Source organism: Candidatus Delongbacteria bacterium, assembly GCA_041675285.1.
Classification (GTDB): Bacteria; CAIWAD01; CAIWAD01; order CAIWAD01; family CAIWAD01; genus CAIWAD01.
The window spans coordinates 1-16,429 of record JBAYTZ010000022.1; the positions used below are offsets into that span (position 1 = coordinate 1).

Consider the following 16,429-nt stretch of genomic DNA (forward strand, 5'->3'; position numbering starts at 1 on the left):
ACAACACGGTGCGGCCGCACAGTTCTTTGGGCTACCGGCCACCGGCGCCGGAAGCGATTCAGCTACCGCCCATCGGGGCCGTGGCCTAACTTATCGAGTGGTACAAGCATCGGGGGCAGGTCAAATACAGAAGCTATCTCTGATAATAGACGATTCCCTGAGTTGATAGGCTAGCCGCTGTCCGATGCGGCATGATGGAGGCATCATGTATCACTTTCTGGTCTTGCTCATTCTCAGCATGGCATATCAGGCCGCTGCCCAATCGCCCCTCTGCCTCCGGAACCGGTTACACCATATGGGAGCCTTCGATCTCAACCTGACCACGACCGGCCTATTGGGCAGCAAGGACACGCTCTGGGCAATGCCGTGCCACCCAGGCCAAACATGGCCTCGGCTGGAGTATCCAAGCAGATCGGGCTCGAACTATTTGTACGAGGCTGGATTGTGGGTTGGTGCGCTTCTACAGAATTCGGATGGCAGCTGGACCCCACGCGTATCTGTGGCCAAGGAAAGCGGTGATGGCCACGCGGGGGAGCTTTACCCGGGACTTGTTTGTAGCGGGGCGTTGGAGGAACGCTCGCGCCTGTCAGACGCCACAACTTGCGAAGGGGAATCCATTTTCCATTCCGAGGCCCTGGCGGACCAGGAGTTCATCATTCACTACACGGACACGCTGGCGAACTATCCGGACTGGCAGACCGGGCAGCACTTCGATGTGGACGATGGCGATCATCGGCCGTTGGGGATTTCAGTCACTCAGCACAGTTTCCAATGGATGACGGAGCCGGACATTGGACAGATCCTGCTCCTTCGTTATGACATCGAAAGCATCAGCGATGACGTGTTGCGTAGCCCCTATGCCGGTCTGTTCGTCGACGCCGACATTTGTCTGCGCGACGACACAAACGACAACTTGTGGAACGACGATCTTATCCTGAGCCGCTCCATTCTTGAAGAGGACGGAACACGCCTTAGTGCCATGGTCTTCCTTGACAACGATGGTCGAGGTCAGGGGGGCATCATCTATCCTCACGCCATGGCTATTCTGGCAAAGGGGCAGCAAGGGGCAACGCACAGCATCAACTGGTACATGCATTGGTACGAGGGTATTTCGTATGGACCCTTCTGGCGCTACTACCGCGAGCATCCGGAGTTGGGATTGGCCTGGCAGGACACTACGCGCGTTCCTCTGGCGGACCGACACAAGTACTCCCTGATGGGCAACGGAGAAATCGACCCACCTTTCTATGGAGTAGTGGGCACGATTCCCCCACAGCCCATCTACAACGAGCAAGGCCAAGTGATCGCCGAACGATCTTGGATCAGCGCATTTGAGAATTTCCCAGTCACTGGGCAGGATGTCCGCGGCCTCATCAGTATCGGCCCCTTGGGGACTCCTGACGGAGTGGACTCACTGGGGCGCCCTCAAACGGTGCTCGCGCCTGGCGAGACTCTCCAAGCCTGGTTTGCAATCGTCATGGGAGATGACATCCATGACGCGGCCCATCCCCAGGAAACCCCGTTGGAAGAAATTGACCCAGACTTGTTCGATTTCAGTTCCCTGGATCAGCGACTGCGTCTGGCCGCAACCGAGCTGGCACAGCTGCCGGTGGATGTGCCGGAAGCGCCAAGCCTGGCCAGCGAGGTTGTGATCCCCGGACAATTGCGTCTTCATTGGACGCCCGCAACAAATGCCCCTCCGGCCAGCTATCGTCTTCAGCGAGTGAACTTGCGGAACGGCCAAACCGTCTTGCTGGCGGATAGTATTCAAGTGCTGGAGTATGTGGCATCCTATGCTGCGGGCGATTCACTGCGCTACCGTCTTACCACCACGTGGGGCGGTCAGTGGGCGGCCCGGGAACTCGATTTCACCGCGCCTCGCCTGTTCCTGGTACCCGGCGATGGATGTGTCGACATCTCGTGTTATTGCAGCACGCCCGTTGTGAGGATCGTCTATGGCCGGATGCCTGAGCAACCGAGCGGGGAGGGCTATTGCTGGCCACCTGATTGCCTTCTTGACACGGACACACTAAGAGTCCTCAACAACAGGGTCACGCACATTTCAGACCTCGAGAACCTCCAGCGGTACATGTTCCGCGTACACAGTGAGTCCAACGGCAATGTTCTGACTCCCCAATTCGACTGGGTGTCAGCCATCCCAGCCGGCCATGACCAGGGTTGGCTGGTGGCACATGTGAGTCACGGCTTGGGCGATTCCGACACCAGCGTCACTCGGCAGAAGTTCGTCGAGCTCTTTGCCTCGGCGGGGTTGGATTTCACCTGGCGGACCACCGGGATCGATAACGACCCGCTGGACCGCAGCATCCTGCAAAACCACGCGGCCTTGTGGATCGATGTGGACTGGCGCGACGACGGTTCAGCGGTCTTCCAGACCTTTCGTCCTGTTGACCTCCTTCACTTCCTGGAGACTGGGGGCCGCTTGGTGCTCTCAAGCAACTCACCCGTGAACACCACGATGGGACTGCCAAGGGATCCCGCTGACGCCGAAGACATCATAGTGGTACAGATACCAATGCCGAATCCCTCAAACGGTCAGGGCGGCATGCTCGCCCCGCCCTGGAGCGCGCAAGTGGAAGACCCGCTTTGGGGAAACCTGCATGTCACGAGCTCTGAAGAGCCCTTCTTCCTTTCCATTCCGGTCCTGGAACAGTGGTCTCACGCCGGTGTGCTGGCGGGAAGCGGCAACGATCAGTTCGACGGTCTCCTTGCCTCAGCGGCGTACCTGGAGCCCTATCGCGTCGACCTCCTGTTGTTTCCACTGAAATTCGTGGATCTGGATGCTTCGCGGGAATTCCTAACCGCGCTGTTGGAAGCATCGACAACAGATCTGCCCAAAGCAAAAGATGTGGATACCGGTCGCCCCTGGACAATGACACTGCACCCATGCGCGCCAAATCCCTTCAATCCCAGCACTCAAGTGAGTTTCAGTCTACCCCAAGCGGGCCCCATCCGCTTGTCTCTGTTCAACCTGAAAGGCCAGCATGTCCTGGAACTACTTGACCAGCCCCTTGCGGCCGGCGAGCATACGGTGTTGTTGAACGGCACCAGGATGGCCAGCGGCGTATACCTAGTGCGCCTCGAAACTCCCGTAGGCTGTGCGACACAAAAGGTGCTGCTGGTGAAATGACCGATTTCAACTCAGGGATTGATTCCTTGTTGTGATGGAGGACGTGGACAGAAAGCCCCGGTTACCAGTGAAGCGGACCAGCCTTGCACCGTGTGGAGCGCTCGACGCTGGAACGATATCCATCGGTTCATGCCACTGTGACCACTCGACTGCGCCCGCGCCCCATGGGCTCCACACGGATCTGGGTACCGATGCGCTCGGCCATGTCGTGGACATGCGAGATGACACCAACTCGACGCCACTGGGACTGCAGTCGGCCAACGCCCCCATCACCATGTTAAGCATGTCGGCGTCCAGGCTGCCAAATCCCTCGTCGATGAACAGTGACTCACCCGGCCACGCTCTGAGGACAGCGTGGCCAGCGCCAGTGCAAATCCCAGCGACATAAGGAAGCTCTCGCCACGCGACAAGAAATGCACCGTGCGCGTCTGCACGCCGAAGTCGCGGTCTACTCGTCCACAATGGCCCGCACGTGGTCAATGGCGCTATGGATCTCGGGCTTCCAGAAGAGGCCCTTGTAGGTATCTCGCACAAAGGAGCCCGCGTCCGGGTTGTCTTCGCATAGCGCCGCGATCTCGTCCTCGTCCAGCGTCTCACTCTGGTTTACCTCCACGGCCCGGGCAATGTGGAAGGGCCAGTGGAGGCTGTCATTGGCGTGGACGGCCAGGCCTTCGTTCTTCAGCCGGTAGCCGACGCTCGAGCCGCCCGAGAAGGCGTCCACATCGCTCGTCGTGCCGTCCGGGATCTGTTCGACGATCCAGTCCAGGAGCTTCCTCTTGCTGCCGACGTACGACACGGCATGGGACGGCGCGTCCCCCTGGGCGCCCTGGGCGGTCAGCTCCGGGAACAGCGCGGCTTCGACACAGAGAAACGACATGGCGGACTCCTTGCAGGTTGTCCATCAGGATGGGAAGGGAGGAGGGCAGGTCCCAGAACGCGGGAGGACATAGGAGGAACGAGGAAGAAACGAGATGAAACGCGCTGGCCAGGCAGGCCGAGTTTGTCTCACCGCAGGCGCGGACCCCAGACGGGGCCACCGCCCACCGGAAGGCCCAGGATGCGATCGGCGCGTAGGTCCAGGGCGTGTCCCATCTGGCGCCGGCTGCGCGCCCGCTCCACGGCGAAGAGGATCTGGGCACAGCCTTCGGGCGACACGGCTGGATGTAGGTCTACCGGTGCCGCATGCTGCCACGAAGCCTCGGCCATGGCGGCGCGGGGCCCCACCACCACGCAGGCCCCGTCGTACAGGTAGGAACGGCCCCCGCGCCAGGCGCGATCGCCCCCGACGCGCCAGCCGGCCGAAATGGCCAGGCGCTCGGAGCGCCAGCGGCTGGTCAGGGGCGTCCAGGCCGAGAGATCGCCCTCCACGGCCACGCACACATGGGGCCGGACCTTGATGCGCCGCGACCCCAGGGTGGCCCACACATCGCGCCGGCCCTGCAAGCGCTGCTGATCCAGGTACACGACCAGGCCTACCTGGATCTCCGCCTCGGTAACGGGCACAGGGTCTCCTTTCTTTCTTCGCGAACCCCTCAAAGAGGGCTCAACATACGGGTTGAACGGGAATGGGGCGAGACCCTGGACCGCCCGTGTACCCCCTTCCCGCGCATCTTTCCATTCAACCTGGATCCCTGCCCCTCTCTCGCCCACGTGCAGTGACCCGTTCCCGCCTTTGGCCACCTTTGATCCGCCCGTCGGTTCCGCCGTTCACAGCCCGGCTGTGCAGAGAAATATCAAGCGGATCATGGACTTGACTTCCCGCCACTCCCTCTGCATCCTGGTCCCGGGGGTAGCTCCAGCGGCAGGAAAACACTGCCGGATCACGGGCTCCCCGCATGCGGACACAAAGAAAGGACCCCATTCATGCACCCGACCACCGACGCCTTCCTGGTCCACCTGGCCGATTTGGGCCTGAGCGCCGCCAGCCTGGCGGCGTATCGCACCGAGCTCCTCCGCCAAGAACGGCTCCTTACCGGCCTGGGCCAGAGCTGGGAGACAGCGGGCACTTCCACGCTCCTGCATGCCGTGGCCGCGGGCAACCGGGCCCCGGTCACGCGCCGGCGCGCCCAGCACCTCATCGGGCGCTTCCTGGCCTTCGCCGGCCTGCCCCAGGGCCCCGAGTGGCGCCGCCTGCCCGCCCCGCGCGCCGTCTGCCCCGCGCCCGACTGCCTGTCCGAGGCCGAGGAGAAGGCCTTGCGCAAGACCCTGGCCAAGCGCGTGGACCAACCCACCCACGCCCGGGACCGGGCCCTCTTCTGCCTCTTGCTCGATACGGGCCTGCGCGTCTCCGAAGCCGCGGCTCTAACCGTGGGCGACGTGGACCGAGACGGCCGGCGCGTGCGCGTGACGGCCAAGGGAGGCAAGAGGCGCTCGCGCTTCCTGCCCACGGAGACCCGGGATTTGCTGGCGGGAATCGCGGGCACGCGGGATCTGGAAGCCCCGCTCTTCGTCTCCTCCACGGGCGGGGCCCTGACCGATCGCCAGATCCGGCGCTTGCTCTCCCGCTGGGCCCAGCTGGCGGGCCTGCAGCGGTCCGTCCACCCGCATTTGCTGCGCCACACCTTTGCCACCAGCTTGCTGAAGAAGACGGGCAACTTGCGCTTGGTGCAACTAGCCCTCGACCACGAAAGCCCCAAGACGACCGCTATCTACGCCCATGTGGCGGATGAAGAGCTTCGGACTGCCATTGAAGGGCGGCGGGACTAAACCGGGTCTTCGTAACCACCTAGACGTGAAGCCCCCTCCCTGGGGGGCTTTTCTTTGGGATCCTGTTCGATCACGAAAGGTCTTTTCTCTTCTTATCTCCTTCTTAAATAAAGCTACACGTACTTGACTTCGGAAAGTCATTCCGCGTAGTTATGCCCACCAAACGAGGAGACGGACCCATGACGAAGATGACGCGAAAAGGCTTGGTCAACCTGCTGGGCGAAGACGAAGCCGCTTTCATGCAGCTCTTGAAGACCAAGCTGATCCAGCTCCTCGCAACCGACCGTTTGGACACGGTGCAGCTTGCCAGGGACGAGATGGCCAACCGCGGCCTGGGCACGAACGGCGAGTGGATCGGCTTCCCGGCCGCGGCGAAGCTCTGGCAAGCGCCGGCTGCCGCCACCCAGCCGGACGCGCGCGAAGAGGCCATCGACGCGGGCCTTACCGCCCTGGCCCACCTCCACTGCGGGATTAGGACCCTGGAGGCCCGCCACATGGACGCCCTGGACTTCCACGAAGTCGGGGTCTGGAACCTGAAAGACGCCTTGCGCGCGGCCTTTGAGCTGGGCCGGGCCCACAAGTAACCGACACCCACAACCCAAAGACAAGGAGACATGATCATGGCAAAGCCGACCTGGGACGTGAAGGCCTTCGTGGCTGGGCAATTGGCGGATGGCAAAACGAACCTGGACGGGGCGCGCAAGCGCCTGACCCGCCTGGAGACCGTCCTCCAGCAGGCCTTCCTGCAGCTGGGCCAGGATCCCGACCTGCAGCAGCAGATGGGCGCCGTGATGGGGCGCCTGGAGGAACTGAAGCAGGGGGTGGAGCTGGTGGCGGGGTGCTTGGAGGCCAAGCTGCCGCATGCTGCGCCCAGCCAAGAGGCGTGAGCGGTTCCGCCTTGGATCAGGAATCGAAACCGAAATCTCCACAGTCACACCCGGAAAAGGCGCCCAATGGCGTCTTTTCCACTTATTTTCGATTATTCTTTCTCTGGCATTTCTAGCTATTTAAACAACCTTTTTATTTTCGCTTTAAACTTGACTAACGCTAACGTATCTGCGTTGTTATGCCCAACACTAAGGGAGTGACACCATGACGCACAAGACTACGTTTGAAACCCAGGACGCCATCAACACAACCCCCCACATCCTGGGTCGCTTTTCCAGCCCGGCCTTGGCGGTCTCTTTCGCTGCACGCGTCCCCCAGGCCTGCCGCTTCTTCATGGGCGAAGACGAGCTGATCTGGGTGGTCACGATGGCCGAGGCCGAGCGCCTACTTGCCGCCGGATACGAAGAGTTCAGCTTCACCAATCCCTCGCACCGGAGATAGACCCATGACGACCGAAAGGAGCCCGACCATGCTGCTGCTCACCAACGCACCCACGTGGGTCTTCCACACGCAGGCCGAAGCTGGCAAAGCCGCGGCCGAGCTGGCATCGGGCGAGACCGAGGGCTGGACCTACACGGTCGTCCTGGACCCCATGGGCTCCGGTCGCTGCACGATCGACGTTCGCGATGAGGACGGCGAGTTCGTTTCCAAACTGACCAACTGACAGGAGCACCCTATGAACCGCTTCCTCGTCACGCAGACCGGAACCGGCGCCATTTTCGGGACCCTCATCCTCGACCTGGATCCCAAGACCACCGCCACCCTCATGGCCTTCACCGCCAAAACCGGTAGGCAGGCATAGGGCATGGACCTCCAGCCCTTTGTCGATGCCGCCCACTGGCTGGTCAAAACAGAGGGCAATCCCCACATCACGGGTGTCTGCTTGGCATCAGGACTGACCATCAGCAGGCTGCCCAGATGACCCGCAACATCCATCGAAAACCCTAAAAGGCGCTCCGACAAGAGCGCCTTTCGTTTATTCCCATTTAACTAAGTCTTTGACTGTTTCAAGTTTTTAAATAAGTCTAAAGACTTATCACGTTTAACTTGCATCTGGAAAGTGTGTCTGCGTAGTTATGCCCAACACAAAAGGAGAGACAGCATGACGACCAAGGCCAACACCCAGAACACGACGGACACACAGAACGCCACGCCGCTGCAGACCCTGCTGGCCGAACTGGCCGAAGCCAAGCGCCTGAGCCTGGAAGCCGCCCTAGCCTACCACAATCACAGCAAGGCGGACTGGGCGGACTACCAACAGGCTGCGGCGCGCGCGCAAAGCACCTTCAGCCAGCTGCGCGCCAAAGAGCGGCTGGTTCACGACTCCTTCGCCGCCCAGGTCCAGGTCGGCGACCCGGTCACGCGCAGCGGCTACTGCGACTGCCACGCCGGCTACGTCATCCAGATCAACGCGGCGCGCACCAAGCTCGCCATGAAAGACGGGGACGCCCGCCTGCTGAACGGCGCGGGCTCCGGCGAGCCCGACGCCCTGCACTTCTCCCCCGGCGGATTCTGCGGCCACACCAGCAGCACCCAGCGCTGGGAGATCAAGCCCAGCAACCTCGCCCGGGTGACCGTTTTCACCCTGCGCAAGAACGGCCGCTGGATCGAGACCGGCCTCGCCCAAAACCAGGGCCGCCAGCTCTGCGCCGGCCACCACCACCACCACGACTTCAACTTCTAAGCCCAGCAAACACAAGCCCCGCGCCGGCCGCAAGGCCGGCCCGGCCCGCAAAGGAGATCCCCATGTACGAGCAGATGATCAAAGAAGAACTCGCGCGGCAAGGTTGGGTCGACCTCTCCTCCCGCTGGGTCGAAGGCTGGATGCGCCTGGAGCTGGGCTGCCTCGATTGGCTGGACAAGGACCGCTTCCAGCGCGAGGTCGCCCTCGCCGCCGCCTGCACACGGGCCAGCACCGAGCACGAGAACGAGACCCTGGCCACCAGCCTGCTCGGCCCGCCGCGCAGCCAGCGACTGGAGACCACCCATGCCTGACTTCACCCAGATGACCGCCCGCCAAGCCCAAGCCCTCCTGGCGCGCGAGGCTGCAGCCAGGCAGGCCTTCCCTCCCGTGGCCAAGCCCACGCCACCCCAGCCCACACTCGCCGACGTCAGGCGCCTGCTGGTGGCTGCAAACCCGGATGCCCATGGCCTCCAGATTACCTGGCGCCACAAGCCAACCCTCTACTTCGACCGCGTCGACAAGATCAGCCGCTTCTGGACCGCCGTTATCGATGTCACGGCTGTCGGCTACCATCCCCGCTGCATGGTCCTCACCCGCACGAGCAACGGAACCGACCTCCGATGAGCACGTTCCTCGCCACCGACGGCGGCCGCGCCACCAGCCGCCGGCCCCGCCAGAAGAACGACTGCGCCGTGCGCGCCTGCGCCATCGCCACCAGCACGCCCTACGAACAGGTCTACGACGAGCTCGCCGCCCTGGGCCGGCGCTGCGGCCGCGGCACGCCCAAGGAGGCCATCGCCGCCTGGCTGCAGGCGCGCGCCACGCGCCACGCCTACCCGGCCGTCGCCGGCCAGCCCCGCCTGCGTGTGGACACCTTCCTAGCCAGCCCCGGCGCCCAGGGCCGCTGGATTGTCCGCATCGCCGGCCACGTATTCGCCGCCCTGGACGGCGTCGCTTACGACACCAGCCGCCCGCGCCCAAACGCCTGCGTCTACTGCGCTTGGCGAATCAGCGAATAGGCCGCCCACCTCGCCCAGACTGTTAGAAAGGGTCGGCCCGTTTTACTTACCTGGGGAACCCGGCACCCCTGTACCATGTTCCATCTTCCACAGTGCGTTCCGCTTCGGCGGCCGTCCCCTTGAATCCAGGTGCGGGGGCGGCCGTCTTTTTTAATCTCATCCCGTCCTACTTTTGTTTGTCTCTCCTAACTTTAACACGTTGGGGATCGTGGTGGAGCGGCATGGCAGCCCCCGCCGCGACATGGTTATCAATCGGAGGACAACATGACGATCAGGCGCTTGGCATTCGCTGCTGCGGCACTCATGCTCTCAACGAACACCTGGGCCGACCAGCGCCCCTGGGTCTGGACTTATGGCTCGGCCATGATGAAGCCGGGTGAAGCGGAGCTGGAGCATTATCTGACCGTGCAGAGCCCAGACTGGGCGAAGCGGGAAACCAACCTTAAGACGGTCCACCAGGCCGAGCTGGAGATCGGCATGTCCGACCGTCTGGACGCGGCCGTGTACCAGGTGTTCTCACGGACGCCGGGTGCCCCGCTGGACTGGGATGGATTCAAGGTTCGCTTTCGTTACCGGCTTCTGCCGGATGCCCAGGCCTTCCTCCATCCCATCCTCTATCTGGAGCACAAGAACAACAGCACCCTGAGCGAGACGGTCTGGGAAGCAAAGCTACTCCTCTCCCAGACCTTCGGCCCGATTGACCTCGCCGTGAACCCCGTCGTGGAATTCGATGAGGATGAGACGGAGTTCGAGCTGGCTGCCGGGCTCAGCGTTCCCCTGCTGGACCACTTGCGCCTGGGCGGGGAGCTGCGCGCCAGCGAGGAGAGCCTGTTCCTGGGGCCTACGTTGGCTCACGGCGGGGACGGCCTCTGGATGGCACTGGGTGCGGGCTGGCGGCTGGATGAAGCCGACCTGGGGGATACAACGCACGAAGTCCGCCTGATCATGGGCGTCCAGGTGAAGGAGTAACTGGCTGGAAGCCCGGCAGGAAAACCTGTGTAGATGAACTTGGGGCTCGCACGTCTTGTACCGCGCCCGATTCACGCAGCCAGTGGCAAGTGAACCTGGAAGCACGCTCACACAGTCAGTAAAATCCGCACCTGGTTACCGGGGGAAAATGAGCCTTCGATGGAATCGGCGGCCCAGTGCCCCCAGCCCGTCTGCATCACTCAGGAGTTCCGGTCCCGCATCAACTGCAATAGGCGGAGGCGGGGATGGTCGAACTGGATCCTTTTGGGATCGAACGCGGCGGGATCAAACGTGCCACCCAGCCACTCAAATATGCTCTCGTGTTCTTCGTGGTTCGGATCCCCCAAGACTGCCAGCAAGTTCTCATACCCCGAAACCCCGCCGCAATCCTCTGGCGGACACGCGCCGGCCCCGTCCAGACAGCGGGGGAGACGGGTTCTGGGAGCGACTTCGCTGATGGCCTCCAGCACGATCTCGTGCTCCCAGCCATCCCCGAAGTCATAGTCATACTCTGCCAGGTTGCCCGGGTGCTGGAAGTATTTCCGCAGCGGGACCTCCCATCCCACGAGACCAGGCTTCTCATCCTCGAAGAGGTCTTCAATGGGGAGGCCGATCTCCTGTGATTCATCCGTCTGCGGATGCGATACCCGGAACTTGTGCAGGTGCTCATCCTCCCAGCCCATGGCGTTTTGGAGGGCCACGTGCAGGTCCCAAAAGGTGGCGTCGTCCGGCACCAGGATCCGGCGCCATACTTTCGGCTCGACCCATTTGAGGGTCACACAGAGCTAGAACACGGTGCGGTTCGGCTTCACTGTCCCTCCGGAGATAGTCGGCGGTGAGGGCGTCGCTTGATGACGGGACGGGATGTGGATACCCTGCCTATGCGCCACTGTCCCCGCGTTTTTTGATGGTTTGGGGAGCTCTCCTGGAGCCGTTTGGCGGCAGGGAAACAGACTCCCCACCACCTGAACCCGCCCACGGATGGTCCCGCCTAAATGTACGCGTGCCACACAGCTTGACCGAGGGACGGCTTGCACGGGCTCTACTGATTTGGATCCTTTCTCCCGTGAAGCCATTTGATGCTTAGGTGTGCTGACTGCATTGTATCACGGCCGTCGCCGCGGCCATTTCAAAAACCCGCTCGCGGGGAAAGACACCCCTTTGGGCCATTGTTGGGGGGTATGCCTTCCCGCTTTGCCAAAAACCACCCCCCCCCTCCCTCCATCCGAAACAAGCCCCTCCAGGGCGGTGCTAGGTCGGATGCTCAGGAAGGAGCCTGGGGAACCTCACTGGGCGAGCCACCCCTCGGACGGCCCTTGGCCCGCCTTTGCTCTCCGCGTCTCTCTACGGAGCCCGCAGGCGCTTCGCTGGAGATTCCAGCCGTAGGCGATGGTCGGCCCCTCTGTGACGGCTTGGCTGGCGTTCAGGCGTGGATGCTCAGGAAGGACCCTGGAAGCCTTTCTGGGAGATCCACCCCCTCGGACGACCAAAGAGTCCGCTTTCCCCCTCCGCGTCTCACAACGGAGCCAGCAGGAGCCTCGCTGGAGATTCCAGCCCCGGTGCATCGGGCCGGCTTGCATCCCATCGCCTCGGGAACGACCGCTGGGGAGGTCCGGGATTCGTGAATCTCGGACCTGCACAACGCATGCTGGCAAGCGATCCCTTTGACACGCAAAAGCCGCCCTAGAGCGAGCTGGCATGATCTCGGACGTAGATCTGGCGTTTTCGGCACGAAGCCGGGATTCATTCGCGGAGTGACCTGAAGCTTGGCTCCCAAATGCCTCGATCGCGCACGCGAGCGAAGTGCGGGGCTGGGCTCATCAGGATGTTCTTCGGCTGGGTTTCATTTTCTGCGATCGATGTGGTCGCGCAGGGGCAGGGCATTCCCGAAATCATAGGGCGAATCAAACGTTTTACAGCGCATTTGCCATATGATTCCAGAGCTTCGGTCCACATCCGGTCTGGATGCAGCCACCCTCCGGAAACGATGGGCGAAAGCGACAGATTTCGGCGGATTCACCCGTCATATCCGGAGCCTATGGGGATTCAGCGGGCCGGGGCGTCTTCCACGAGGAAGTCCCGGAAGCTGTCGCGGTGAAGGACCTGGAACGTGGCGTCCGGATAGCTCTCCCGAAAGGCCACCGGGCACGGTGCGCGCTTGGAGGGGCTCCACTTGAACTCCCAGGCGGTCAAGCGCCCGTCCCGTTCCTCCACCAGATCCACTTCCGCGCCGGAATGCGTGCGCCAGAAGCACAGCCGGGTCGGGACCCGCTGATAGGCGAGGAGCTTCCGCCGCTCGCTGACCAGGAAGTTCTCCCATAGGGCACCGGTGTCGGTGCGCAGATCCAGCGGCTGGAAGCTGCCCAGCAGGGCGTTGCGGATGCCGTTGTCCCAGAAGTAGACCTTCCGCGTGGAGCGGATCTCGTCCCGTCGATTCCTCAGGAAGGGTGGCAGGGTGAAGACCACATAGGCTTTCTCGAGCAAGTCCAGGTAGCTGTTGATGGTGCCCCGGCCGGCTTGCAGCAGCCCCGCCAGTTCGTTCGTGGAGACCTCGTGGCCCACCTGCAGGGCCAGGGTCTGCAGCAGCCGTCCCAGCAATTCGGGTTTGCGCAGACCTTCGTACGCCAATAGGTCGCGTGTGAGGCTCTCCCCGGAGAGCTGTGTCAGCAGGTCCCGCTCGAAACCCGGGCGGCTGACCACCTCGGGATACATGCCGTAGACCAGCCGTTGCTCCAACTGGCGGCGGGCGTCGAACGCGCCGACATGCTCCTCCAGCTCCTGCCAGCAAATGGGGAAAAGCGGGAAGTCCCACTTGCGCCCGGTGAGCGGCTCGTGGACGTGGTCCGCAAGCTCCAGGGAGGAGGACCCGGTGACCAGGATCTGCAGGTCAGGGAAGTGGTCGACCAGGAGCTTGAGGGTCAGGCCAATGTTGGGGATCCGCTGGGCCTCGTCCAGGAAGAGCACGGCCTGCCCTCCCAGCAGTCCGCGCAAGCGGGCCAGGTCCGGGTCGGTGAGAAGCTGGCGGGTCAGTGCTTCGTCGCCGGTCAGCGCCAGCACCTTCTCCCGGCCCGCCAGCAGGTTCCGGATCAGCGTGGTCTTGCCGGTCTGACGCGCCCCTTGCACAAGAATCGCCTTGCCGTCCCCCAGGCGCCCGGGGATTTGCCGCTCCAGCATGCGGGGGATCATGGGATCTCCTATTGGCAGTTTTTAAACGAAATCTGCTAACACGATATCAGAATTCCAAGGAATCTCCGCCAACAGGATTGCTCGACCGGCGGCTGCCCGGCCGCTACAACGCAACGTGCGCCGCTACCCACGGCTCACGATGATTTCCACCAGCCGCCGATTGATGTAGAAGTTCGAGCGCCCCACCTTCTGCTTCTCCAGGAAGCCCCCTTCGGTTAAGGCGTCCAGGTAGCGCGTGGCCGTCAGGCGGGAAACGCCCAGATCCTGCATCAGGAACTCGATCTTGGTGTAGGGGTGGGTGAAGAGGTTGTTGATCAGGTCCTGGCTGTAGAAGCGGTAGCCCGCGCGGATGCGCTGCTTGGCGTCCTGCAGGGCTGACTTGATCTGGTGGATGGTGGCGATGGCGCCTGTGGCACTCTCCTCCACGGCGCTCAGTAGGTAATCCACCCACTCCTCCCAGGCGTCCCGCTCGCGCACGGCCTGCAGCAGCCGGTAGTAGTCGGCCTTGTGGCGCACAATGGCACGGCTTAAGGACAGCACGGGGTTCTCCAGCAGTCCTTGCTTGACAAGGTAGAGCATGTTGACGATCCGCCCGGTGCGGCCGTTGCCGTCGTAGAAAGGGTGGATGCTCTCGAACTGGTAGTGGATCAGGGCCATCTTGATCAGCGGGTCCGCGTCGAAGAGGCTGTCGTCGTTGATGAAGCGCTCCAGCTCGCCCATCAGCTGCACGATTTCGGCGGGATCCTGCGGCGGCGTGTAAACCGTCTCCCCCGCGCTGTTCTTCAGGGTGGTGCCGGGCAGGCAGCGCAGACCGGCGCTGTTCTGCTCCAGCTCGGCCTGGATCTGCAGCAGGTGGTTGGTCAGCAAGAGGCCGTGGGTCGTAACCAGCTGGAAACCCACGTTCAAGGCCTGGCGGTAACGCAGCACTTCCTTTGCGGCGGATTGGGCGACGGAAGCGGGAAAGGCGGCGTCACGGAACAGCTCGTCGTGGGTGGTGACGATGTTCTCGATGGCCGAGCTGTCCTTGGCCTCCTGCAAGCCCAGTGTGCTGATCAGGATGTTCTGGTTGGGGATGGTGGCCGCCACGCCTTTCAGCTCCGCCAGCTTGCGGCTGGCCGCGGTCAGCTTGCGCAGCAGGGCCGGGCTTTCGAAGCGCCTGGGAGACAGGTCGGTGAGGCTGGGCAGGGTGGTCATGGTCGTGCTCACGTTGTAGACATGTCCGTCACAACATGCATAGAAAAGTTCGAATCTCTATGCATTTCTTCCAGCACATGTATCAGAAGTGGCGGTCTGTGAACATTGGGCAGTGGAATAGGGCCGGCACGCCCGCCATGACAGAAAGGTTGAGCAGAGCGATCACCAGATCGGTGGATGGAGATGACTGAGTTCGTCCCTTACTCCTCAACGACCGCCTTCAAGGCCGCGTGCAGGAAGGCCAACCTGTGGCACTGACCTAGTGGTCCGGTCCATCGGAGAGGTGGATGGAGGCCAGGCACCTGGGTGGAAGAATGCGGGTAGCCCATCCGCTGAGTCCAGTCAAGCGGCGCGAACCCCCAGGAACCATCAAGCTGGCTTGGCGGCCATGTCCACCTGGAAAGCCAGGGGCGCCCGGTGGGCAGCGCCGGCGAGAACGCCTTCCACTCGTTCGCTTGTATAGCATCCGACGCTATTCAAGCAAATCAGTGTTCGCTTTCATAAACGTCGGCCCAGAATTCCAGCCCGTAGCTGGTCGTGTTGCCTCGGGCGCGCGTGTCCCCGAAGTGCGGGCGCGAGACCACACGCGGAACTTTCCTGTCAAGAATGGCCGTGCCTTGTCCGTTTCGAATTCCGGCGCAGCCTTCCATATACGCCTTTGCGAAAACACGCTCTCGGGCCGCAGGCAATCCTGTCTGATGCCAACCCTCTGAGCGTTTGCGCGAAGAACACCCTTTGGCCTTCGGCCGAAGCGCTCTTCCAAGCTCAACTCGGAATCCCATCAAGGGTACCGGGTGACGCGCGCAGTGGGTGCCTGCTGGTACAAGGGATCGCCTAGCCATGGCCCGACTCGCGGGCCCGCAGCCACCGCGGATTCCCAGACAAGTGGGGCGAATGCGGTGGTTGTGGTAAGAGCCCGTGGGCGGGGCGGTGCACGCTCGGTTACCCGCCTTCTTCAGCAGCTCATTTTCCGCTCAATCCAAGCCAATCTCTTTTCCACTAACTGAGTTTCCGCATCCCACTCTCGGAGCGCCGCCCTGCGCGGCAGTTCCATCACCCTCCCGCGGAAATCTCCCTTCCGCCTTCTTCTACCGGCACGTCTCCATGACCGGCACATCCGCGGGTTCTTCCTACCCATCTATCCTGCCCCAGCCTGCAGCATGTGGGTGGTTCTGTCCCATACGCGAAAGGGCCTTGTAAGCATGTAAGGAGAAATCCCCCCCGGGGGGGGGCCTGCCACGCGTTCGCGCGGCGAAGAGTGGAACGGCTCCGACGGCAAGACGTAGTCCTTCTTCTTTTTTGGGAGAATCTTCGCCTTCCCATCCTTTCCATCGCAGCAGCCCCCTCCCCCCCTTTATTTCACTTACATCCTTCCCGCAAAGCTAAGAGGCCTGTGAACTTGTAGGGAACGCTTTCCAAATGGTCCCGAAAAACGGGACCACGGGACCACCGGAGGTGGGGATGGGCTGGCTCCATCTAGGTCGGTTTGGTCCCTTGGTCCCGTTTTTCGGGACCAACCGCTCACCAAACCTGACAATTCCAACATCCAGACAGAGGGTAGCGCCGCCCACGGCGGGGGTCCCGGCGGCGACCGTGCTGGGCGGGTTGCACAGGCCGCATCCGTCCCTGGTGCCC

17 protein-coding genes are annotated in these 16,429 nt (G+C 62.6%); 12 read left to right on the top strand and 5 right to left on the bottom strand.

Annotated features, from left to right (window positions below):
• Positions 1 to 205: 205 nt before the first annotated feature.
• Entirely contained in the window at positions 206 to 3,148 is a 2,943-nt protein-coding gene (locus tag WC326_15345; protein ID MFA7332443.1) for a T9SS type A sorting domain-containing protein, read from the top strand.
• Between the two features lie 448 nt (positions 3,149 to 3,596).
• Here WC326_15345 and WC326_15350 read toward each other — a convergent pair whose 3' ends face one another.
• Positions 3,597 to 4,025, bottom strand: coding sequence for a DNA adenine methylase (locus WC326_15350; protein ID MFA7332444.1), 429 nt, complete (start codon positions 4,023 to 4,025; stop codon positions 3,597 to 3,599).
• Between the two features lie 128 nt (positions 4,026 to 4,153).
• On the bottom strand, positions 4,154 to 4,651 hold the full coding sequence (locus WC326_15355) for a hypothetical protein (GenBank protein ID MFA7332445.1): 498 nt from the start codon (positions 4,649 to 4,651) through the stop codon (positions 4,154 to 4,156).
• Between the two features lie 360 nt (positions 4,652 to 5,011).
• On the opposite strand from WC326_15355, the gene WC326_15360 reads away from it, so the two are divergent.
• The 11 genes from WC326_15360 (at position 5,012) to WC326_15410 (ending at position 10,414) form a co-directional block, all read left to right on the top strand.
• The gene (locus WC326_15360; protein MFA7332446.1) at positions 5,012 to 5,854 is read left to right on the top strand and encodes a tyrosine-type recombinase/integrase; all 843 of its coding nucleotides are present in this window, start codon (positions 5,012 to 5,014) and stop codon (positions 5,852 to 5,854) included.
• Positions 5,855 to 6,033: 179 nt separating this feature from the next.
• The gene (locus tag WC326_15365) at positions 6,034 to 6,438 is read left to right on the top strand and encodes a hypothetical protein (GenBank protein MFA7332447.1); all 405 of its coding nucleotides are present in this window, start codon (positions 6,034 to 6,036) and stop codon (positions 6,436 to 6,438) included.
• Positions 6,439 to 6,474: 36 nt separating this feature from the next.
• The gene (locus WC326_15370) at positions 6,475 to 6,741 is read left to right on the top strand and encodes a hypothetical protein (protein MFA7332448.1); all 267 of its coding nucleotides are present in this window, start codon (positions 6,475 to 6,477) and stop codon (positions 6,739 to 6,741) included.
• Between the two features lie 205 nt (positions 6,742 to 6,946).
• Complete coding sequence (locus WC326_15375) at positions 6,947 to 7,183, top strand: hypothetical protein (GenBank protein MFA7332449.1); 237 nt, start codon at positions 6,947 to 6,949, stop codon at positions 7,181 to 7,183.
• Between the two features lie 28 nt (positions 7,184 to 7,211).
• A complete protein-coding gene (locus tag WC326_15380; protein MFA7332450.1) occupies positions 7,212 to 7,406 on the top strand; it encodes a hypothetical protein in 195 nt (64 codons plus the stop codon).
• A 12-nt stretch (positions 7,407 to 7,418) separates the two neighbouring features.
• Positions 7,419 to 7,544, top strand: coding sequence for a hypothetical protein (locus tag WC326_15385; GenBank protein ID MFA7332451.1), 126 nt, complete (start codon positions 7,419 to 7,421; stop codon positions 7,542 to 7,544).
• A gap of 300 nt (positions 7,545 to 7,844) precedes the next feature.
• Entirely contained in the window at positions 7,845 to 8,426 is a 582-nt protein-coding gene (locus tag WC326_15390; GenBank protein ID MFA7332452.1) for a hypothetical protein, read from the top strand.
• Between the two features lie 62 nt (positions 8,427 to 8,488).
• The gene (locus tag WC326_15395) at positions 8,489 to 8,737 is read left to right on the top strand and encodes a hypothetical protein (GenBank protein MFA7332453.1); all 249 of its coding nucleotides are present in this window, start codon (positions 8,489 to 8,491) and stop codon (positions 8,735 to 8,737) included.
• Positions 8,730 to 9,050: a hypothetical protein gene (locus WC326_15400; GenBank protein MFA7332454.1), complete on the top strand. Its 321-nt coding sequence runs from the start codon at positions 8,730 to 8,732 to the stop codon at positions 9,048 to 9,050. Before WC326_15395 ends, WC326_15400 begins: the two co-directional genes overlap by 8 nt.
• Entirely contained in the window at positions 9,047 to 9,445 is a 399-nt protein-coding gene (locus WC326_15405; GenBank protein ID MFA7332455.1) for a hypothetical protein, read from the top strand. The genes WC326_15400 and WC326_15405 overlap by 4 nt, the downstream gene beginning before the upstream one ends.
• Positions 9,446 to 9,709: 264 nt before the next feature.
• Positions 9,710 to 10,414 (top strand): hypothetical protein, encoded by a 705-nt coding sequence (locus WC326_15410; GenBank protein ID MFA7332456.1) that lies wholly within the window; start codon positions 9,710 to 9,712, stop codon positions 10,412 to 10,414.
• Between the two features lie 200 nt (positions 10,415 to 10,614).
• Here the strand turns inward: WC326_15410 and WC326_15415 are convergent, their stop codons facing one another.
• The 3 genes from WC326_15415 to WC326_15425 form a co-directional block, all read right to left on the bottom strand.
• Entirely contained in the window at positions 10,615 to 11,193 is a 579-nt protein-coding gene (locus WC326_15415; protein MFA7332457.1) for a plasmid pRiA4b ORF-3 family protein, read from the bottom strand.
• A 1,267-nt stretch (positions 11,194 to 12,460) separates the two neighbouring features.
• Positions 12,461 to 13,600: an ATP-binding protein gene (locus WC326_15420; protein ID MFA7332458.1), complete on the bottom strand. Its 1,140-nt coding sequence runs from the start codon at positions 13,598 to 13,600 to the stop codon at positions 12,461 to 12,463.
• 123 nt (positions 13,601 to 13,723) lie between these two features.
• Positions 13,724 to 14,794, bottom strand: coding sequence for a Fic family protein (locus WC326_15425; GenBank protein MFA7332459.1), 1,071 nt, complete (start codon positions 14,792 to 14,794; stop codon positions 13,724 to 13,726).
• Positions 14,795 to 16,429: the final 1,635 nt, after the last annotated feature.